Annotated in this window: 15 protein-coding genes; 7 read left to right on the top strand and 8 right to left on the bottom strand. The window is 57.6% G+C overall.

All coding sequences use genetic code 11. From position 1 onward, the window contains the following. Nucleotides 1-28: 28 nt before the first annotated feature. Nucleotides 29-1,075: an alpha-E domain-containing protein gene (locus tag G442_RS0100275; protein WP_246789270.1), complete on the bottom strand. Its 1,047-nt coding sequence runs from the start codon at nt 1,073-1,075 to the stop codon at nt 29-31. Further along, nucleotides 1,072-2,580 carry a circularly permuted type 2 ATP-grasp protein gene (locus G442_RS0100270; RefSeq protein WP_026396364.1) on the bottom strand — a complete coding sequence of 503 codons (1,509 nt, stop codon included), beginning with the start codon at nt 2,578-2,580 and terminating at the stop codon, nt 1,072-1,074. Before G442_RS0100270 ends, G442_RS0100275 begins: the two co-directional genes overlap by 4 nt. A 304-nt stretch (nt 2,581-2,884) precedes the next feature. On the opposite strand from G442_RS0100270, the gene G442_RS0100265 reads away from it, so the two are divergent. Continuing rightward, nucleotides 2,885-3,742, top strand: coding sequence for a DUF1217 domain-containing protein (locus G442_RS0100265; RefSeq protein WP_026396363.1), 858 nt, complete (start codon nt 2,885-2,887; stop codon nt 3,740-3,742). Between the two features lie 119 nt (nt 3,743-3,861). On the opposite strand, the gene G442_RS0100260 is transcribed toward G442_RS0100265, so the two are convergent. After that, on the bottom strand, nt 3,862-4,647 hold the full coding sequence (locus G442_RS0100260; protein ID WP_026396362.1) for an alpha/beta fold hydrolase: 786 nt from the start codon (nt 4,645-4,647) through the stop codon (nt 3,862-3,864). A gap of 292 nt (nt 4,648-4,939) precedes the next feature. Here G442_RS0100260 and G442_RS0100255 point away from each other — a divergent pair, with 292 nt between their 5' ends. Continuing rightward, nucleotides 4,940-6,421 (top strand): pyridoxal phosphate-dependent decarboxylase family protein, encoded by a 1,482-nt coding sequence (locus tag G442_RS0100255; protein WP_051291757.1) that lies wholly within the window; start codon nt 4,940-4,942, stop codon nt 6,419-6,421. Here G442_RS0100255 and cobT read toward each other — a convergent pair. The 3 genes from cobT to G442_RS0100240 form a co-directional block, all read right to left on the bottom strand. Beyond that, complete coding sequence (gene cobT, locus G442_RS0100250) at nt 6,407-8,299, bottom strand: cobaltochelatase subunit CobT (RefSeq protein WP_026396360.1); 1,893 nt, start codon at nt 8,297-8,299, stop codon at nt 6,407-6,409. The genes G442_RS0100255 and cobT overlap by 15 nt on opposite strands. Nucleotides 8,300-8,676: 377 nt before the next feature. Beyond that, nucleotides 8,677-9,669 (bottom strand): cobaltochelatase subunit CobS, encoded by a 993-nt coding sequence (cobS, locus tag G442_RS0100245; RefSeq protein WP_026396359.1) that lies wholly within the window; start codon nt 9,667-9,669, stop codon nt 8,677-8,679. Between the two features lie 40 nt (nt 9,670-9,709). Further along, the gene (locus tag G442_RS0100240; protein ID WP_026396358.1) at nt 9,710-10,315 is read right to left on the bottom strand and encodes a J domain-containing protein; all 606 of its coding nucleotides are present in this window, start codon (nt 10,313-10,315) and stop codon (nt 9,710-9,712) included. A gap of 129 nt (nt 10,316-10,444) precedes the next feature. Between G442_RS0100240 and G442_RS0100235 the strand changes: the two genes are divergently transcribed. Genes G442_RS0100235 through G442_RS0100220 form a run of 4 tightly spaced genes read left to right on the top strand, consistent with a single transcriptional unit; the run spans nt 10,445 to nt 12,929 of the window. Next, nucleotides 10,445-10,780, top strand: a complete 336-nt coding sequence (locus tag G442_RS0100235; protein ID WP_026396357.1) for a BolA family protein — start codon at nt 10,445-10,447, stop codon at nt 10,778-10,780. After that, nucleotides 10,777-11,355, top strand: coding sequence for a LolA family protein (locus G442_RS0100230; RefSeq protein WP_026396356.1), 579 nt, complete (start codon nt 10,777-10,779; stop codon nt 11,353-11,355). The genes G442_RS0100235 and G442_RS0100230 overlap by 4 nt, the downstream gene beginning before the upstream one ends. Before the next feature lie 27 nt (nt 11,356-11,382). Beyond that, nucleotides 11,383-12,531 carry a DNA cytosine methyltransferase gene (locus tag G442_RS0100225; RefSeq protein ID WP_026396355.1) on the top strand — a complete coding sequence of 383 codons (1,149 nt, stop codon included), beginning with the start codon at nt 11,383-11,385 and terminating at the stop codon, nt 12,529-12,531. Further along, nucleotides 12,528-12,929: a very short patch repair endonuclease gene (locus G442_RS0100220; protein WP_026396354.1), complete on the top strand. Its 402-nt coding sequence runs from the start codon at nt 12,528-12,530 to the stop codon at nt 12,927-12,929. The genes G442_RS0100225 and G442_RS0100220 overlap by 4 nt, the downstream gene beginning before the upstream one ends. A gap of 113 nt (nt 12,930-13,042) precedes the next feature. On the opposite strand, the gene G442_RS20140 is transcribed toward G442_RS0100220, so the two are convergent. Continuing rightward, on the bottom strand, nt 13,043-14,515 hold the full coding sequence (locus G442_RS20140) for a Hint domain-containing protein (protein WP_154660329.1): 1,473 nt from the start codon (nt 14,513-14,515) through the stop codon (nt 13,043-13,045). A 1,855-nt stretch (nt 14,516-16,370) separates the two neighbouring features. Between G442_RS20140 and G442_RS24195 the strand changes: the two genes are divergently transcribed. Next, on the top strand, nt 16,371-17,996 hold the full coding sequence (locus tag G442_RS24195) for a Hint domain-containing protein (protein ID WP_084440267.1): 1,626 nt from the start codon (nt 16,371-16,373) through the stop codon (nt 17,994-17,996). Nucleotides 17,997-18,819: 823 nt separating this feature from the next. On the opposite strand, the gene G442_RS0100200 is transcribed toward G442_RS24195, so the two are convergent. Continuing rightward, nucleotides 18,820-19,575 (bottom strand): C1 family peptidase, encoded by a 756-nt coding sequence (locus G442_RS0100200; protein ID WP_026396352.1) that lies wholly within the window; start codon nt 19,573-19,575, stop codon nt 18,820-18,822. Nucleotides 19,576-20,195: the final 620 nt, after the last annotated feature.

Raw genomic sequence — 20,195 nt, 5'->3', positions numbered from 1 at the left:
CAGTCTGAAAAACGCGCGGCGTGTGCGGTCAGGACTGCGACTGGGTTTGCCCCGACATTTCGATCGTAACAGGATCAGGAGCGGAGACAGGCCGGGGAGGCGGCCAGAAAGCCTGCGCCACCTCGGTCTGCACATCCTGCAACTGTCGCTGCACCCAATCGAGGAATTCGTGGAGACCGCGCGTGATGATCTGGCCCACAGTTTGGTCATCCAGCCCGGCTCTGAGGAACTCGATCCTCTCGACGATGCCGCCTGCGTCTCTCAGGCGGTAATCGCTGCGTAACCGGCTGACGTTATTGTGCAAGTGCCGAAGGCTGCACACGAGAGAGCGGGGAAAGGCCTCGCTCTTCAGCAGGAAGCCGACGACGCTCGATGGCCGGAGGTCGCCCGCCATCACACGGCGATAGGCGTGATAGCCCGCCGCTGAACGCAGGACGGAGGTCCACTGGCTGATGTCGACTTCCGATCCGACACCAGCGGCGACAGGCAGCAGTGTGTGGTACTTAATGTCGATCAGGCGGGTGATCTGGTCGGCACGCTCCAGCTGGCGTCCCGCGTTGTAGAACAGGCTCGCCTGATCGCGGTAAAACGTGCCTTCGGTGATGCCCGTATGAGTCTGGCACTCCTGCTTGATGCGTGCGCAAAGCTGCGAAATCTCGCTTGGGCGGATGTCCTCGGCGCGCAGGCCGCGCAGGAACTGCGTGAAGATGTTGAGCTGGCTCCACATCTCGGTCGAAATCAGCGGACGCAGCGCGCGCGCGTTTTCACGGGCGGCGAGGGCGAGCGACGTGATCGAGGTCGGATTTTCCGCGTCGATCACGTAAAAGGCGATGACCCGGTCGGCTGTCGCTTTCGAATGCGAGGCGTAAAATCGCTCCTCGTCGGCGTTGATTTGTACGATCGCCCGCCAGCCGTCGGATGCGCCTGAGCGGACGAACGTTTCGGTTACGTCGATGATGCGCGCCAAATTTTCGATACGCTCCATATACCGCGCCAGCCACATTGAGCATTCGGCGTATCGGGAGAGGAGTGGGTGGGGCGATAGCGTTGCTACAGGATCGAGTGACATGCTCATGACGCCAGCACCCACGTATCTTTAGAGCCGCCGCCCTGCGACGAATTGACAACCAGAGACCCGCGTTTGAGCGCGACCCGCGACAAGCCGCCGGGAAGAACCCATGTGGACCGTCCAGTCACGGCGAACGGACGAAGATCCACATGGCGCGGCTCAAGGCCCGTTTCACAAAGCGTCGGAGAGACAGAGAGCCTGACGACTGGCTGACTGATGTAATTGGCGGGATCCGCTCGAAGTTTTGTACGGAATTCCGCCAGCTCCTCGCGCGTGGCGTGGGGACCGATGATCAGGCCATAGCCGCCGGATTCGCCGACCGGTTTGGCCACCAGATTTTCCAGATTGGCGAGCGTGTAGGCGAGCCCTTCAGGCTCCGCGCAGATATGCGTCTCCACGTTCTTCAGGATCGGTTCTTCCGACAGGTAATATCGGATGATGCGCGGCAAATAGGCGTACACCGCCTTATCGTCTGCGACGCCGGTTCCAAGAGCGTTGGCTATCGTGATGTTGCCTTTCCGGTAGGCGGAGACCAGCCCGGGGACGCCAAGCATGCTCGAGGGATTGAAGGCGTCGGGATCAAGGAATTCATCATTCAGGCGGCGATAGATGGAGTGCACTGGCCGAAGGCCAGCGGTGGTGCGCATGTAGACCTTGTCGTTCTCGATGGTCAGGTCCTGCCCCTCGACCAGCGGCACGCCCATTTCACGGGCAAGAAATACATGCTCGAAATATGCTGAGTTATAGATGCCGGGGGAGAGCAGAACCACCTGCGGGTCGTCCACGCCCTCCGGCGCGACTTCCGCCAGCGCTTTCTGCAGTTGCACCCCGTAATCGTCGACTGGCAAAAGGTCTATGCCAGCAGCGACGTCCGGCATCACACGAAGCATCGTGTGTCGGTTCTCGATTACGTAGGAGACGCCCGAAGGCGTCCGCGCGTTGTCCTCAAGCACCAGAAACGTCCCGTCGTCATCGCGCACCAGATCGGTGCCGCTGACGTGGACATAGGTTTTGCCGGGCACGTCGAGGCCGATCATCTGCGGGCAGTAATTCGCGTTCCCGACGACGAGTTCCCGCGGCACGACGTCATCCTTCAGGATCGCCTGATCGTGGTAGATGTCCCACAGGAACATGTTCAGGGCCGTCACGCGCTGGCGCACGCCCGCTTCGACATGACGCCATTCGGGGTTTGTCAGCACGCGCGGCACCAGATCGAACGGAAGGATGCGGTCGATCGAGTTGCGCTCGGAATAGACGGTGAAGGTGATTCCGAGATTGTAGAGCTCGCGCTCGGCGTTGGCTGCGCGGTTGCGAAGATCTCCAAGCTCCAGAGCGCCGAGCCGTTCGCGGAGTTGCAAGATACGGGGATCCGGTGGACCGCCGCTGTTAGTCAATTCGCAGAAGAAAGCGTCGTTGAGATAGCCCGAGAAAAGACCTTCCCGATGTTGAGGCGGTGACGCCGCGTTCTGCGTCCCGTGGTGTGTGACGGATTCGTCTGCGCTATCGCCCATTCGCGTCCCTTGTGCCTGACCGCCGATGGCGTTCTTGCCAAGGCGGATTGTTGCAGCCAAGCAAGAATTGAGACGTTCGCCAAGTGATTTCGCCGCCTCACGCCTTCCATGACTTTAAGTCGGCGTTAACGATTGGGTTTCATCTTGCCTTCGGAGTTTTTGGTTCGCGCGCGTCCTGTCAGCCGACCTGTCGTCAATCGGGTTGCGCAACGAAGTGATTGAACATCAGCGTCTACTATCTCGCGGGCCACAGTGTGACATCCCTCAGGCGCGGGAGAGGTGTCGTGGCGAAGGAGCGGAGAGCATGAGCGGAACGGTCTCGGGGCTGTCGCCTGTAGCGACATATCTTCAGGCGATGACTGACGAGTCCGAGTCAGCGGCGACATACGCGAAGACCGACGGCGTCGAGCAGAACTATATCTCGACCTTCGAAAAGGACGCGGTCAACATTACGTCCGCTTCCAGCTTGATGAGCAATTACAAAGCGTTGGCGGTCGTTCTTGGCGCATACGGCTTGAGCTCGATCCAGAACGAAACAGCGCTGGTGAAAGACCTGCTCACGCAGGATCCAAGCTCCACGAGTTCCGTCGCCGCAAAGTCGGCCAATCCGGCATGGCAAAAATTCGCAGCCGCGTTTTCAGTCTGGAATCAGGCCAGTTCGTCGTCGAGCGCCTCGTCGTCCTCACCCTTCAGTGACGCCTCATCAATTTCGTCCATCGTCACAAGTTACGAGGAGTCGAAATACGAGTCTCACCTGAACGACGCCAGTAACGGGTCCGGGATCGGGAACGCGCTTTATTTTACGCGCGCCATGACGACCGATATGACCCTGTCGCAGATCATGTCAGATTCGACGCTACTCAAAGTCGTTGAGACGGTGTCCGGCTACGACCCGACTGAATTTGGCGCACTGGATTACGATCAGCAGGTCCAGATGCTCAAGAAAAGCGTTAACCTTTCAGATTTTTCGAGCACAGAAAAAATTCAGAAATACGCTGAACGTTATCTCGCAATGTTACAGATCACCCCCCAGACGTCCTCGCAACCTGCGACGCTTCTTTCCCTCTACGGATCGGACGGAAGCAACACGAATGTCGCGCTCAGTGTGTTTGGAATTTCTTCCGCCAGCACATCATCACTGATCACAGCGCTGTTCGGGTGAAACGCCTGAGTGCTGGAGCGTTCATGTTGCGTGAGTCGGTCATGATCTGGCCGCCTGTTTCACGCGAAGCCATGACCGCTCCACCATCCGCGCGTGCTCGAAGGGTGCTCTGGTCGCCTTTAAGGCAGTGTAGAGAGGAACCCTTCGAAAGCTTTACAGACTTCGCCCGGCGCTTCTTCCGTAAGGAAAAAACTGGCGTCGAGCGCGTGGCCAGACACATGTCCGTGGGCGATTTCCCGCCATAGGGTCGGCGGATCATACCACCCGCCAATACGCCCCGACTTACCCCAGAGAACCAATAGAGGGCATTGAAGCGAGAGCTCGCCCTGAGGCCAGTAACTCGACGTCGATTGGGGCCACAGCGCCATATGGGTGTAATCTGCGACGGCCTCTGGCGCGAATATACCAGCCTGCTCGTCAGGCGCGCGTTGCCATTCCGGCGGGGTCTGAACCGCGCCCGCTTCCGGCTTTGGATGCAACTGACCGAACCAACAACTCTCATACTGGGCGAGAGAATACGCCATATCGTCTCGACCGGTATGGTTCATGCCGGGCAGAGCTTCCAGAGCGATTACGCCAGCGACCCGTTCCGGCGCCAGGGCGGCAATCTGGCAGGCGATCTGCGCTCCGGCGTCCTGTCCCGCCAGAATAAGCCGATCATGTCCCATGGCGGTCGCCAGCGCGAGAAGGTCCTCGGCCTGCCGTTGCGGTGGGAGTTCAGGATGGAGATCAGGACAGATAACGGAGTATCTATTCGTAAATGCGGGCGCGACCGCGTGCCAGGCGACATGCGTTTCCGGACGACCATGAAGCAGCATGAGCGCGGGTCCTGCGCCGCCGGAGCGTAGGCGCCACGGGATGTCGTTCACCTTCAGCGTCGTGAGAGTGAATCCACTGAAGAACATGACTATTGGCTCATCCTCGAGGCTGCTGACGCGCCACAATCGCGGAACGTCGATACCGTACTGACTCTACAGCGCTTGCGACGCCTTTTCAAAACGCCGTCTCGCATGCCGTTGCGGCGAGTGGCCTTGTCGCCCTGTTTTCGCACGTCGGTTGAATACATCTGGCTATCTTGAAGATGGCGCCGGGCGCCTATCGAAGGCGCACTTGCCTCGGCATGGTTGCGCGGGCAGGGCGAGAGGTTCACATCGGCGTGGGCCGATACACAGACCGCCATTGTGGAGATAGAGACGCATGAACGAGCCGCCGACCTCGACGCCCGGGCATTCGCTGGATCCGCAGAGCGAGCAGGAATGGACCGAGTTCCGCTCTCAGGCGCATCTCATGCTGGATGACATGATCAACGACCTGGCGGCGCTTCGCGACGGGCCGGTCTGGCGGCCTCTTCCTGATGAGCGTCGCTCTGCTTTCCGTGCAGCGCAGGTTCCAAGCGGGGCCGGTTCGCTTGAAGCATGGCGGCGCTCCTTCCGGGAGGATGTGCTTCCTTACGCCACGGGCAACCGGCATCCCGGTTTCATGGGGTGGGTTCACGGCGGCGGCACGCCGGTCGGCATGGCGGCGGATATGCTGGCGGCGGGACTGAACGCCAATCTCGGGGGACGCGACCACGCGCCGGTGGAGGTCGAGCGTATGGTCATCCGCTGGGCCGCAACGCTGATGGGCCTGCCGGAGGACGCGAGCGGGCTGCTGGTGACAGGCTCTTCCATGGCGAATTTCATCGCCGTGATCGTGGCGAGCCGTGCCGCGCCGGGTGGTCTGTCGCTCCGGACTGCTGGCCTGCAGAGCAGACGCCTCGTGGGATACGCGGGCAAGACCGTGCATGGTTGCGTCAGTCGCGCGTTCGATATGGCCGGACTTGGGTCAGAGGCGTTGCGGCTTGTCGACGTCGACCAGGAGTTCAGAATGGACGTGGCGGCGCTGCGGCGAATGATCGAGGCGGACCGTGCCGCCGGACTGGAGCCCTTTCTCGTCGTCGGCACAGCTGGATCCGTCGATACGGGAGCGATCGATCCTCTCGATGGGATTGCGGGCGTCGCTAAAGGCGAAGGGCTGTGGTTCCACGTCGACGGCGCGTTCGGGGCGACGGCTGTTCTGTCCGAGACGATCCGCCCCCGTCTGGTCGGGCTGGAGCGGGCTGACAGCGTCGCCTTCGACTTTCACAAATGGGCGCAGGCTCCCTATGACGCCGGATGCGTTCTGGTACGTGATCCAGAGCGCCACGCGACGGCTTTCGCGCAAAGTCTGTCCTATCTGTCGCGCGAAGACCGGGGGCTTGCGGCCGGCGCGCCGTGGTTCTGTGACCTTGGCCCCGATCTGTCGCGCGGCTTTCGGGCGCTCAAGGTTTGGGCGACGCTTTCGGTGTACGGCACGCGCCGCCTGGGAGAGATGGTTGATCGGTGCTGTGCTGTGGCGCGCCGTCTGGGGCAGCTGGTGGAGGCGGAGCCTATGCTCGAACTCATGGCGCCGATTTCGCTCAATATTGTCTGTTTCAGGGTTTGCGCGCGGGAATGCGACGACGTCGAGAACGACATCCTGAATGGTGAAATCGTCAAGGACTTGCAGGAAAGCGGTATAGCTGCGCCGTCAACTACGGTGATCAACGGACGCAAGGTCATTCGCGCCGCCATCGTGAACCATCGAACGGAGTACGCCGACGTCGAGCGTCTTGTTGACGCAGTTCTGGCTTGTGCCTCCTCCCGCTCAGGCGGCGCGTGAGCGGGAAGGGCCTCGGTCCTCGTCGAACAATTCCGACAACTTCTTCATCATCGTGCCGCCGAGCTGCTCGGCGTCCGTAATGGTGACGGCGCGACGGTAATAGCGCGTCACGTCATGGCCGATGCCGATGGCGATCAGTTCGACCCCGCTGCGTCCTTCGATCATGGCGATCGTCTCGCGCAGGTGGTCTTCAAGATAGGAGCCCGCGTTCACCGACAGCGTGCTGTCGTCGACCGGGGCGCCGTCAGAGATCACCATCAGGATTTTCCGCTGCTCGGGCCGCACCTTCAACCGGCGCCAGGCCCAGAACAGCGCTTCTCCGTCGATGTTTTCCTTCAGCAGCCCCTCGCGCAGCATAAGCCCGAGATTACGACGCGCACGGCGCCATGGCATGTCGGCGGCCTTATAGATGATGTGCCGCAGATCGTTCAGGCGTCCGGGATTTTTCGGTTTTCCTTCGGCGGTCCATTTCTCTCGGCTCTGTCCGCCTTTCCAGGCGCGGGTGGTGAAGCCGAGAATCTCGACCTTCACGCCGCACCGCTCCAGCGTTCTGGCCATAATGTCGCCGCACATGGCTGCGACCGAAATCGGGCGGCCGCGCATGGATCCGGAGTTGTCGATCAGAAGCGTTACCGTGGTGTCGCGAAATTCGGTTTCCCGCTCGCGCTTGTAGGAGAGGGAAAGCATCGGGTTGACCACGATGCGCGAGAGGCGGCCCGCATCGAGGATTCCTTCCTCCAGATCGAACTCCCACGCACGGGTCTGCTGGGCCATCAGCTTGCGTTGCAATTTGTTGGCCAGACGCGAAATAACGCCATGAAGGCTGGCAAGCTGAAGGTCGAGTTGCTGGCGCAGGCGTCCTAACTCTTCGCCGTCACAGAGGTCTTCCGCTGCGATTTCCTCATCGAATTGGGTCGTGAAGGCGTGGTAGCCGCGCGCAGTGTCGCCGGGGGGCGTGTTCGTCGGCTCGCTGGGGCCCGCAGGATCTCCGGCGCCGTCTGCGTCGCCGGCTTCTCCTTCGGAAGTCTCGTCGGGCTCTCCGGCTTCCCCCGTGCCCTCCATGAGCTGGGGCTCCAGACCGCCTTGCTCTTCGATATCGGAAGGGGTGGGCTCGTCCTCGGGCGCAGGAGGCGGCTCTTCGGCCTCGTCCTGCGTTCCGCTCTCGTCGCCGTCCGGGTCGTTGCTGATTTCCGGAGTTTCGGCGTCAGCCTCAATCAGGGAGCAGGCTGCCATCAACTGCCGTGACGCCCTGGCGTAAGCCTCCTGATCCTCCTGCACAGCCGCCAATCCATCGAGCGCCTGTCGCGCGACGTCGGGCAGGGATTCACGCCAGGCGTCGACCAGATCGCGCGCTGACGCCGGGACGGGCTGGCCGCTCAATTTCTCGCGGGCGAGCAGGCCGAGCGCCAGAGAGGGAGGCATATCGTCTTTCGACGCCATCCGCTCCACGCCCGCGTCGCGCAGTTCCTGATCCATGCGAACGGCGAGGTTCGCCGCTACGCCGAGCATGTGCCGTGAACCCAGCGTCTCCACGCGGGCCTGTTCAAGCGCGTCATAGACAGAGCGGGCGGATTGTTCCTGCGGCTGCCGGGAAAGGTGCAATTCGGCGTCATGATGACGCAGGCGCAGAGCCTGCGCGTCCGCCATCCCGCGAATGCGCGCGGCTTCGTCCCGGTCGAAGTGCCGTGAGGGCATGGGCAGCCGTACTGGCGCTTCCTGATCCAGGCCGCCAATGGGGATCGCGCCGCTGTGGAAGCTCACTTCGGTGTTGGCGCGCCCGCCGATGGCGCGCAACGCGCCGACCGTAGCGCGACGGAACGTCTCGACGTGATCGTTGGCGTCGGGCGTCGAATTTCGCGGCGGGCGCTGCTCGGCCATTGTGATCTCCGTCCTGCGCTAGAGCATAGTCCCTTTAAGCATAGCCGACGAAAAGGGATATGTGTCTGAAGCGCGCCGCAGATTCGACCTGTCGCAACGCGTTTCAACGAGTTGTTTCAAAAACGTGTTCGGATGTGGAGGAATGCCCCCCTCTTCACACGTACACGTTGCCATAGGCGCTCAAAAAATGGCGGCTAGCGCTTCGCGGAAAGCAGCTTTTCGGAGGAACGGCATTTTTCATCCGGCGCCTTCAATATCTGCTTCTAAACGAACGCGTGGTCACGCTATCAAAAATGTGGCGCGCGCCGCTCCAGGAGGGGATCAGTTGTCCGCCTCGCCGAAGCGACAAGACTGACTGATCGGCAAACGTGCGCACTTTAGCGCGGCCGCTTGCCCATAGGATCCGCATTGAAGCATCGCTGGTAGTATTCGGAGACGATGTCGCGTTCGGCCTCGTCGCATTTGTTGAGAAACGTCAGGCGGAAGGCAAAGGCGAGATCCTTGAAGATGCGCTCATTCTCAGCCCAGGCGATGACGGTGCGCGGCGACATGACGGTGGAAAGATCACCGGCCATGAAGCCCGACCGGGTCAGCCCGGCGAGCGCCACCATGTTGTCGATCGTCTGGCGTTCTTTCTTGTCGTCAGGGGAGATGCCGAGCTTGGATGTCACGATCGCAACTTCCTGCTCATGCGGCAGGTAGTTGAGCGAGGTTACGATGTTCCAGCGATCCATCTGCCCCTGATTGATCTGCTGCGTTCCGTGATACAGGCCGGTCGTGTCGCCAAGCCCCACCGTGTTTGACGTGGCGAACAGACGGAAAAAAGGGTTTGGGCGGATCACGCGATTCTGATCCAGCAGGGTCAGGTTGCCGTCGACCTCAAGCACGCGCTGAATCACGAACATCACGTCCGGGCGTCCGGCGTCATATTCGTCGAATACCAGCGCACAGGGGTGCTGGAGGCACCACGGCAGCAATCCTTCGCGGAATTCCGTGATCTGCTTACCATCTTTCAGGACGATCGCGTCCTTGCCCACCAGATCGATGCGCGAGATATGGCTGTCGAGGTTGATGCGCACGCACGGCCAGTTGAGGCGCGCCGAGACCTGCTCCACATGCGACGACTTGCCTGTGCCGTGGAAACCCTGAACCAGCACACGTCGGTTGAACGCAAATCCTGCGAGAATCGCGAGCGTGGTGTCGTGGTCGAAACGATAGGACGAATCGATTGGCGGCACGTGCTCGGTACGATTCGAGAACGCCGGAACCATCAGGTCGCTGTCGATGCCGAAAACTTCGCGGGCGGAAACCTGAATGTCAGGCACGGCGAAGGCGGAAGTAGGGGCGAGTTCGGCAGTCGTTGCGGTCATTTCGTTTCCGTCCATCAGTATCCGGGAAAGTGTGGCACGGTCAGGCGGTCTTTTCGAGACCGCTATCCACATTAGAAGCAAGATGCGTGCGCAGGGTGGAATACGCCACGTTGATCGTCTTGAGGCGTTCTTCCGCGCCCCGATCGCCGTTGTTGGCGTCCGGGTGGTGCTTCTTGGCTAGCGCCTTGTAACGGGCTTTCACCTCGTCGAGTGAAACCGGCCATCTGAGACCCATCGTATCCAGTGGTTCTCGCAACGGATCCGGGACCCGTGGCGCGGCGCTCTCCCGACGACGGCGAGCCCGCTCGGCCCGCGACGCGCCCAGCACGTCCAGAGGATCGAGGACATCTTCCTCGTTAAACGGTTGCCTGCCGATGGAGCCCAGCTTCCAGGACGGTCGATCCCAGGAGACGTCGGCTTTGAGTTGCGCCTCGATTTGCGCAGCGCTCATGCCCTTATAGTAATCCCACCGTGCGTTATACTCGCGCACGTGCTCGAGGCAGAACCAGAAATATTCATTCAGGCTGGTTCGCGACCGTGGAGCCCTGTACCCCGCCGACTGCGTACAGCCTGGCGCGTCGCAACACCGCCCCGGCGCGTCCGGGTCGGGATCGAAAGCCCGGTGGCGTGTGTTCCGTTTGATCATGGGCCCTGTTATGTGTGTCTGCGGTCCCAAGGCGCAAGAGGCATCTTGGCCCGGGCGGATATGAATGCGGTGCGTCAGAAGCCTGCCTTGGCGCGACGCCGATGGCGGAAACCGGGAGGAAACTTGATCATGGCCAAAGAAGCGACAGGTCCCCGGGCGCAGCGGATCTCGGAGTTGCTGGAGAAGGAACTCGCTCCGGTTCGCTTTGAACTGATCGACGACAGTCATCGCCACGCCGGACATATCGGACGGCCCCGTGGTCCGGGAGAAGGTGTTGAAGAGACCCATTTTCGCCTTCTGATCGTCAGCGAGGCGTTTCGCGGCGTCAATCGCGTCGCAAGATCGCGTCTCGTGCATACCCTGCTTCAGAGCGAGTTCGATGCTGGATTGCACGCTCTGTCATTGACCCTCGACACGCCGGTGGACGCTTCGGTCGGTAAGGTGGCGGTGGAGCCGTCGGCGTGAGCGCATCGCAGTTTTTGGGACGTCGCGCAGCCCTGTTACTCTCCCTGTCTACCGCTGCTGCGGTCGCCGCCTGCGCCGGAAGCGGTTCGACGGCGCTGTCTCCTGCTGACCAGACCGATGTCGCGAGGGTGGAAGCCTACCTTAACGGGTTATCCAAATTTTCGGTCGGTTTCTCGCAGGTGTGGCCCGACGGCGGGGTGGGCGAGGGGATTCTGACCTACTCACCAGGCGACCTGAAGCTCGACTACACCTATCCGCACGGCCTCAGCATGAAGGCTGCGAACGGTCATCTGGTCCTGCGCGATGATCGCAACGGTTCCGTGACACGTATGGGCCTGTCGCATAACCCGCTCGGTCTGCTCCTTGCGACGCCGATCCGGCTGAGCGGTCCGATCACCGTCACATCCGTTCTGAGAGGACCGGAGTTCCTTCAGGTGTCGCTGGCCCGAACGGCGATGCCATCGGACGGTCTGCTGACGTTGCAGTTTCGCGATCATGGCGGCTCGCTGGTGCTACAGGGATTGAGGCTGGTCGATGATCGGCGTCGAACGACGACGTTTCGTATTCAGGGGTAGTGACGTTCGTCTGAAGAGATTTTCATAATGCCATGTTTTTATGAATTTTTCGCAGGCGGCGGCATGGTCCGGGCGGGACTTGGGGCCAACTGGTCATGCCTGTTCGCCAATGATTTCGACGCTCGAAAGGCCGCTTCCTACACCAGAAACTGGGGCGACACGGGAGAATTCAGACTCGGCGACGTTGCGGAACTGGTCGCCGACGATCTGCCGGGCATGGCGGACCTCGCATGGGGGTCGTTCCCGTGTCAGGATCTCTCCCTGGCTGGCGCGGGCGCCGGGCTTGGCGGATCGCGGTCGGGCACGTTTTACCCGTTCTGGGACGTCATTTCCGGACTGATCGCACAGGGGCGCGCTCCGCGACTTGTCGCGGTCGAGAATGTCTGTGGCGCGCTGACCTCGCATGCGGGACGTGATTTTCAGGCCATCTGTCAGATGTTCGCCAAAAACGGATACCGCTTCGGGGCCGTAGTCGTGGACGCCGCGCTGTTCCTGCCTCAATCGCGACCCAGACTTTTCGTGATCGGCATCCGTAAGGGCATGCCGACGCCCGCGGCTTTGCTGTCGGACGGCCCGCAGGCGCCATTTCACACTGAAGGGCTTCGCTCCGCCGTAGCGAAACTGCCGGATACGTTGAAAACTGACTGGATCTGGTGGCGGCTGCCTGAACCGCCCCGGCGGCGAAGTGGTTTCAGCGACCTGATCGAGGCGGAGCCTGAGAGTGTCAGATGGCGCACGGCTGCTGAAACGGAGGCGCTGATTCGATTGATGTCCCCGTTGCATCTGGGCAGGCTGCAGGACGCCAAACGCTCAGGCAGGACGGTCGTCGGATGCGTTTATCGCCGTACGCGCAATGACGCGCAGGGGGCGAAAGTCCAACGTGCGGAAGTCAGGTTCGACGATATGGCGGGGTGTCTGCGTACGCCGTCCGGCGGCTCCAGCAGGCAGACGGTTCTGATCGTGGAGGGCGAGCATGTTCGCTCCCGCCTGATCTCTTCACGCGAAGCGGCCCGGCTGATGGGGCTGCCAGATAATTATGTCCTGCCTTCTGTCTATAACGAGGCTTACCATCTTCTCGGGGACGGGGTCGCGGCGCCCGTCGCACGACATCTGGCGGAGCACTTGTTCGAGCCGATCCTTGCCGGCGCCATGGGCGAGGGCAGGCGGGCGGCGTGATCACGCCCGACGCGAACCGTTCGCGCATCATGCGTGCCGTGAAGTCCGCCAATACAGCGCCGGAGCTTGCCGTCAGAAGACTGCTTTTCTCGTTGGGTTATCGATATCGGTTACACCGCAAGGACCTGCCCGGTTCTCCAGACATCGTCTTCGCGGGACGCCGGAAAGTAATTTTTGTGCATGGATGTTTTTGGCATGGCCACGACTGCAAGCGTGGCGCGCGGGCGCCCAAAACCAACGCCGAATATTGGCGGAGCAAGATTACACGAAATATCGAACGGGATCGACGCAATGCCGCGGCGTTACGCGATCAGGGATGGCGCAGCCTGACCCTATGGGAGTGTGAAATCGGGGACCGAGAGAAGCTGGTGACTATGCTTCGCGATTTTCTTGAGTAAATAGCGCGCTTCTGGCTCGCCTCTAACGGAGCGACGACCAGTATCATTGGCCCGCCAGGTGGGCGGGCCAACACTATATGTACAGCGCATGCCAATCAGAATGCGCCCGAAAATCAAGCAGCTTGATTGGCTCGCGTTCCCTGTAGATCTTTCAGAATATACTGCGCCGTGGTCAGCACCTGCACGCTCAGCATTGCGGGACCTTTTACCTTGCGCTCCGGCAGCGTGATGAGGCCTTCACCCGAAGTCCAGCGAGCTTCAGAAGATTCCAGACCGTTCCACCCGTTCAGTTCCACCTGCGTCAGGTGCTCGGTCATTTCTGCTTCGACGGAGCCTTCAAAGAAGCTGATTTTCCCGACCAGTACGCCAAATTTCCGGCGGTCGTCGACAAACGGTCCCACCATGTCGCTCGGCCGACTGAAACGGGACACGAGTTGCACGCTTTCCAGACCCGAAGGGAGGATGAAGACGACGCGGTCTCCCTCTTCACGGATCGGGCGGATGATCTGGCCATTGCCGGTAAGCAGGCGCACGTCCGCATCGGTGGTCACAACACGTTTTGACGTGACGGGCTCGACGAGATTCATCTGCGCGGCGCGGGCATTGAGACTGTGGAAAATCGGTTCGACGAAGCTCCGCTCAGTGCAAAGAGGCGCTCCGCCATGGTCTTCCCAATTCAAGGCCCGGGCGGCGCCGAATTGCACGACCTGACCATGCTGGACGAAGGAGCCGCGGTTTCCAGTGTCGAGGTAACTTTCGGTGTAGACACCGTCAGCCACGATGACCGAATGGTCCGCCGTCTCGATATGGTAGTAATCGTACGACGTGAAGGATTTATCGTAAGAAATCGAACGCCCGTTTACAAGCATGCGCGCGGGCACGAACTTCCCTTCGAAAAACAGGCAATGCTCCGCCGTGATCAACATGTCCTTGTGGGGAACGCCCGCCGCGATCGCGTCCTTGGCGATACGGACGGGATATCCTGCCTCATCATCCGGCAGGCCCGGCTTGACCACAGCGCGAGCCTTTCCAACCCAGACTACGTTGCGCATGACGTTCTCGCCGCGACGCCAGTCAAAAGCGACAAGGCTGTCGCCAATCCGAACATCCTGAACAGCGACCTCGCCGTTGGCTGTCGCGATCATGCTGTCTGCGAGAAAGCAGATAACAGCTTCGCCGTTCACCGCCTTCACCGTCTGGGTCCCTGTGGGCACGTCAGACGCAAATTTGATGCCTGAATAAGTAACGCTCGAACCGTCGCTTGTGTTTAGGGTTATTGTGCCAGAGCCGTTCGTGTTTGTGTACGTTGCGCTTGTCACAGTCTTGCCAGCGACGCCGATCTTGTCCGTCAGCTCCACGCCGGAAATATTCAGATTATTGTTCGCGGCGCTCCCTGAGAGAATAAGCGTATTTCCCGAACCGGTCCCCATGACGACAGAAGCGCCGCCGTTGTAATTGCCGGTCAATGTGAGCGTTGAACCGCCGTTGACAGTGACGGTCGCCGACAGATTGCTTACACTAATGCTTGAATTGTTATTTAATACTATAGAGCTTCCATTGTTGAAGTTTCCGCTGAAGCTGGACATTGTCGTATTGTCCAGCTCAAGCACTGCGCCGTTGTTGAAATTCGCGTTTGACAGGGAATAGTTAGATAAACCGCTCAACTCAATGGTGCTACCCGTTCCCGCGGCGCTAATATTCGTAAATGTATCACGTGTGCTCTCGATAACCGCTTTACCTGACGATGTTACCGACAGGCTTACGTTGGATGACAATGATCCGGGTCCAAATGTAATGGTTCCGCCATAAGCGTGAACATTCTGCAAGCCAGTGACCGACCCGACTATAGTCGCGGAAGAACCTGAATCGACTTCTATTGTGTTAGCGGAAGCGCCGTTGGGCACCGAGACGGTGGCGTTTGCAGTGCCGCTCGCCGAACCGATTACTGCCTGAGAATTCCCGTCAGGAACGTTCCCGGCGCTCCAATTGCCAGCAGTGCTCCACGCGCCACCAGTAGCTGCGCCAATCCATGAGTCTGTCGACACTTTAACTTCCTAATTTCGCTTCGCGTTTTGAAATGTTTGTGTTTTTTTAACACGATGGCGCTTTTAGATGTTGCAGCAACAATTGGCCAGAAGTTTCACGAATTATTATAGAATTTATAATATTCGCAACGCGAATAAATTGCGCCATTTAGAAGCGTCAATTTTGTTCATATGTATTTGAAATTTTTGAAAGCTGGGCCGAGTTTTTCGGCTTGAATTGGCGCGCCCTACTGGATTCGAACCAGTGACCCACAGCTTAGAAGGATTGTGGTTTTTATTATAAATCAGTTGTGTGTTTTGACGCATCATGGGGGCGTAGAGACGGGGTAGCATTCCCTTCTCCACGCCCCGTCATGGACGTTAGCTACACCGATAATAAGGATGTCGGGACTTAAAGCGGACATTGCTCTGACTTGACGACTTATTCCATTTATCGCTCGCACCAGTTTGGTTTCCACATTCTGCTGTTTCTGGAAACTGGCTCAAGATTCTGAGGGCGGATTGTAGTGCAGGAAGTTTCCTGACCGATCGCTATCGCCAGACGAGTGGGTGCGAGTGTTCGGAGACGGGGCGAAACAGATCCCGCTCTGGAGAATTTCACGCCAACAAAGGCTATGACTATAGGGTATGCTGTCTCGCATACTCCTGGCGTGACATCAGAGGCCGCATTGAAACAAAAGAGGCCGCTGGGTCATTGAGAGCACATTCGTGTCTACCTCATGTTTCCGACGGCTCACCTTCGAAGGGCCAACAGTTACCTCAAATGCCCACCCAATCTGCCCGAGGTAATCAAGACGTGGATTTGAAAGGCGCTCTGAATTGTCTCCAAGCCGCCCCATATCCCGTTCTATTGGCCTGTAGAATATCCTGCGTGTAGTCGCGTCCATATCGAACGGCAGATTGTCGCATCATTAATGATAATTTAACATCAAAACGCTATAATCGAAACTCTGCTTTGTTTTAATCGCATCCAGTTGATATTTGTATAGATCTACAAATAAAAACAAACCGAAACAATTTATTTTCTAAATTTAACTACTAATGCTGTTGTTTGTTCTTGTTATATCACCAAGAATTCGCAAAATTCTATGAATTTATTTCTGATATATTCAAGATAAAAGCAAAGTATTGTTCTTATTTTTTTATTCCAAAAATTACACAAAAAATTAAATATATAATATTATATAGTTCAATATAGATATATATCTATCCAGATAAAAATCCGAAACTGATATTTGTCTAATAATAGATGATTGTCGAAATATCAAAGCATCGCATTGATTCTAAAAAATATTTTCTATGGGCAGGGGCTGTTGACGCGACGTCTCACCTGCCGCATGGTCCGGTCTCGCAAGTTAAAGATTTCCAAACATAAACTTTCGTGAGTTTTTCGATTATGACGACCTACGCAAAAACTGAATACTGGTCCTCTAATATGAACTATCAGGCGGTAACGCTGGATGGCTCTGATGGTTCACTGCTCTTAAATGTTGCTTCTCAGGCAAGCGACGAAAATTCCCCGAGTTCGATCTACTATGCTAGCAGCATCACCTCATCTGGCGATGTAACTGTGGCTGGCGGGACGTCGTTGACTGTCTATGGCGACGTAAAGGTAACAGGGTCTCTTAATATCGATGATGAGAATGTAACCGTTGGCGGAACGGTCAGCGGTGGCGCGGTCACGATTAGCGGTGGGGCCACTTTGAAGACGGGCTACGTCACATCAACTATTATCTTTGGGACATCTCCAACGAATTCGTCGGCCAGCAACACATTAATTGTTACCAATTACAGCGAAATTATTAATATAGAAAATCTGTCTCCTAGAGATGTTATAGAATTCGATAATGGGGAAACAACATCGCTGAGCGTTAAGGGCAATACGCTCGTCGATCAAACTGGCGCTGTTGTTGCGAATGTTACTTTCGCTTCCGGTTACAGCGCCAGCGATTTTAGCTTTTCTGGGGACACAGCTACCGTCACATGTTACTTGCGTGACACTGCGATAAATACCACTCGCGGGAATGTAGCCGTCCAAGATATCGCGCTGGGAGATCACGTTCTCGCCTATGCAGGTGACGCCACAAGTTCACGGCGTGTGGTCTGGGCAGGGCGGGCGAGTTGCATTGTTGATTCGTCATTGCCTGACGATCTTGCCGGATATCCGGTTCGGATTTTAAAGGACGCAATATCAGCGGGCGCTCCTTTTAAAGATATGCTTGTCACCGCAGAACACTGCCTGCTTCTGGAAGGGAAATTTATCCCGGTACGTATGCTGGTGAATGGGCGTTCAATTTTCTATGACAAAACCATCGCTTCGTACGACTACTATCATATCGAAACGGAAGATCACTCGGTTATTATGGCCGACGGAGTTCTTACGGAGAGCTATCTCGATACAGGCAATCGGAGCAGCTTCCGTCAGACGGGAAAAGTCGTTTCGATCGGTGGTAGCCGTAAGCTGTCCTGGAATGACGCCGCTGCTCCGCTTGATGTGACGCGCGCCTTCGTTGAGCCGCTGTTCCGCGAGATTCTTGATCGCAGTGAGTCTCTTGGATGCCCGGTTGTAAACGAAGGCAGTCCCCTTTCCTACGATACAGACCTTCATCTGATTACAGAGTCCGGCGCCATTATCCGGAAGATTAGCGAGACAGACGGCCGATCGGTCTTCGTTATTCCCAACGGGGTGAATGAACTCAGGATCGTTTCCAACGCCTCTCGTCCGTCTGATGTGATTGGCCCTTACGTTGATGATCGACGCTATTTCGGCGTCGCGGTAGGTGAGGTCATGCTACATGAAGGAAGGCGCTCTCGCTCTGTCGTTGAGCATCTCTCTCTAGTTGATCTAGACGGTTGGAACGCCTTAGAGGCTGAAACTGCACGTTGGACGACTGGCGATGCCCTGCTCCCTCTGGGGGAACGCAACTGGCCCTACGCAGCCCTCCTGTCAGTTCAAATTATCGCCGCAGGTCCTTATGCGCTCGATACGCAGGGCTTTATGAAAGACCAGCGCCGGGCCTGATAGCACTCACACGTATTTTGCGTTATGAAAGACACGGCTGCCCTCGACAATCGAGTTGGGGGCGGTTGCGTTTAGGCTTAACCCGGCGGGTGGAGAATTTTAAACACTAAAACAACATTTTATGTAATTAAGTAGTATTTATAATATACTTACAAGTATATATATCGAGATCTGTTGTTTTTGATATTTTTTGAGTTTTTTAAGGCATCCACACGCCAAAATTCGAAGGAAATCACTTTCAATATGGCCAAATCATTTGAGCCGCGACGAATCGCCACAAAGTCGATGCACTTGTTTGGGGATCAGGCAGGGGAGGTGGCGGCTAGCAGAGCGGCCGCTTTGCTAGCCGCAGATGATCTCGATAATGCGCATCGATGGATGGAGGCTCGCAGGTGGGTCCAGAAAATTATGATGGCGGCCGAAAAGGCGCGTAATCGGCGACAGCGCTCCACATCAGCTCGTACCACCCCAGGCTGATGCCCTAGTGTGCGATTAGGTGATCACCCTACACAGTGATCGCCGAGAAAGTCGCACTCAGACGTGGTAGTAACCGGTCTCCTCTGGATGGAGCGTGTTGAGCGCATGCGCTAGATCACGCAGCAAACTTGCTCGGGCATATGCTGTGGCTGACGAGCAAGCTCACTCCATTGCGCAGAAGGCCTGATCTGTAGGGATTATTTTTCTCGAAGGTAACGCGAAAAGATGATCTCTGTTCCTCGAAATCTGCCCATTATCGAGAGGTGATAACAGCTACTATCACCTCGTATTGGACGACTGTCGGGACCGAATATAGCGCCCGCCGCGAATCCTGCTTGAAACTCGCTCATGCCGCGCTCGCCCGCATCTCAGCCACCAGCGCGTCGAGCGCCTCGCCGTTGGGTGAGAGGCCCGGAATGTTGGTCCAGTTCTCTTTCGAGACCAGCCCGTAGGCTTCATCCACGATCTTGTCCCACAAGCGCCATTCCATGCGCCGCGTGCCGCCCCAGGTGAAGATGCGGGGGCCGAAGTCATCGAACCCGACTGCCGCAATGCAATGGCCCCCGGCCAGAGACCAGTCCGCATTCGGTTGGTAGGTCCAGTCACCGGCCAACGTCATGAGGTAGTTCGGAACCTGAATGCCCAGATACACGCCACCAAGAGCATAGATCGCTCGCCTGACGCTATCGTGGTCGGTCGGCGTCAGCGCGCCGTATGCCGTGAGATAGTCCGCCGTTTGTCCCGGTCTCGACAGTCCGTCTCTGCACCAATGGTTGAGAAGGTCGAGCAGCACCGTCCCGTTGTCGTTGGCTCCCGTCTTCGGATCGAACGGCGGCCTCGTTGTCGCGGCGTAATCAGCAAGCACCTGAGCCAACGTCAGCCGCATCGGCGCTTGGGCTCGACTTGTCCATGTCAGCACCATCGCAGCGCGGGCAGCGTCGGCGCAGTCTCCATATTGATCGTTGCCGTTCATATCGTAGCTGATCCCCTTGGACCAGTCGCACGACGCGGGAATGGGAATCAGTCGGCCATTCAGGATTGGCGTCAGACGATAGGTGCGCGCGTCATGGCGCGGAGCAAGTTTGCCCAGCTTTCTTTGCATTTCGGTTCCTGATTTATCTATGGTTTCGTGCCAAAAGCACAAGGAGATCGCGCCAGTTATGGAGCCGCTACAAAAAGTTTTAATCATCGGGTTGAACGAGATTATTTCGCGAGGCGTTTTGGCAATAAACGGGACAACGCCGCCTGGATATTTATTCTTCAGCGCGGGCAGTGTTCGATGTGTTGGAAATTGGCACGACGTAGGATACGGCGACACGCGAGTGTCAATTTGGTGGAATTACGATAAATCAAAGAATCCAAACGAAATTAACGAAAAATATACGACAAGTGAGCCACTGTGTCTTGAGAGGCATTACAAGGATTTTGTCGGTGCGTTGGTTTCTACATTCGTAAGTAACGAAAGTGGGTTCTTTATCAGGAAGAATACGCGGCCAAACCATAGGCACGAGCTAAAAATTCATGACACTTACTTACGAGCAGGAGAAGGCGACGTAATAAACACTGTCGATGAACAAATGCCCAAGGGTTTCAATATAATTCGCGATATGATTAGCGCCCAGCGCACATATACACCATAATGCTCGCGTGACTGCGAGCGGCGTGGATGGACACGCATTGAATTCAATCTCAGAGCTTCTGGTTGCGCAGCCAGAGTCATGC

The organism is Acetobacter nitrogenifigens DSM 23921 = NBRC 105050 (assembly GCF_000429165.1).
GTDB classification, from domain to species: domain Bacteria; phylum Pseudomonadota; class Alphaproteobacteria; order Acetobacterales; family Acetobacteraceae; genus Acetobacter; species Acetobacter nitrogenifigens.
This window is presented reverse-complemented; position numbering and strand designations above follow the sequence as displayed.

Coding starts and splice junctions, on each gene's coding strand:
- G442_RS0100275 (WP_246789270.1), bottom strand. CDS start 1,075: ATGAGCATGTCACTCGATCCTGTAGCAACGCTATCGCCCCACCCACTC.
- G442_RS0100270 (WP_026396364.1), bottom strand. CDS start 2,580: ATGGGCGATAGCGCAGACGAATCCGTCACACACCACGGGACGCAGAAC.
- G442_RS0100265 (WP_026396363.1), top strand. CDS start 2,885: ATGAGCGGAACGGTCTCGGGGCTGTCGCCTGTAGCGACATATCTTCAG.
- G442_RS0100260 (WP_026396362.1), bottom strand. CDS start 4,647: ATGTTCTTCAGTGGATTCACTCTCACGACGCTGAAGGTGAACGACATC.
- G442_RS0100255 (WP_051291757.1), top strand. CDS start 4,940: ATGAACGAGCCGCCGACCTCGACGCCCGGGCATTCGCTGGATCCGCAG.
- cobT (WP_026396360.1), bottom strand. CDS start 8,299: ATGGCCGAGCAGCGCCCGCCGCGAAATTCGACGCCCGACGCCAACGAT.
- cobS (WP_026396359.1), bottom strand. CDS start 9,669: ATGACCGCAACGACTGCCGAACTCGCCCCTACTTCCGCCTTCGCCGTG.
- G442_RS0100240 (WP_026396358.1), bottom strand. CDS start 10,315: ATGATCAAACGGAACACACGCCACCGGGCTTTCGATCCCGACCCGGAC.
- G442_RS0100235 (WP_026396357.1), top strand. CDS start 10,445: ATGGCCAAAGAAGCGACAGGTCCCCGGGCGCAGCGGATCTCGGAGTTG.
- G442_RS0100225 (WP_026396355.1), top strand. CDS start 11,383: ATGCCATGTTTTTATGAATTTTTCGCAGGCGGCGGCATGGTCCGGGCG.
- G442_RS20140 (WP_154660329.1), bottom strand. CDS start 14,515: ATGTCCAGCTTCAGCGGAAACTTCAACAATGGAAGCTCTATAGTATTA.
- G442_RS24195 (WP_084440267.1), top strand. CDS start 16,371: ATGACGACCTACGCAAAAACTGAATACTGGTCCTCTAATATGAACTAT.
- G442_RS0100200 (WP_026396352.1), bottom strand. CDS start 19,575: ATGCAAAGAAAGCTGGGCAAACTTGCTCCGCGCCATGACGCGCGCACC.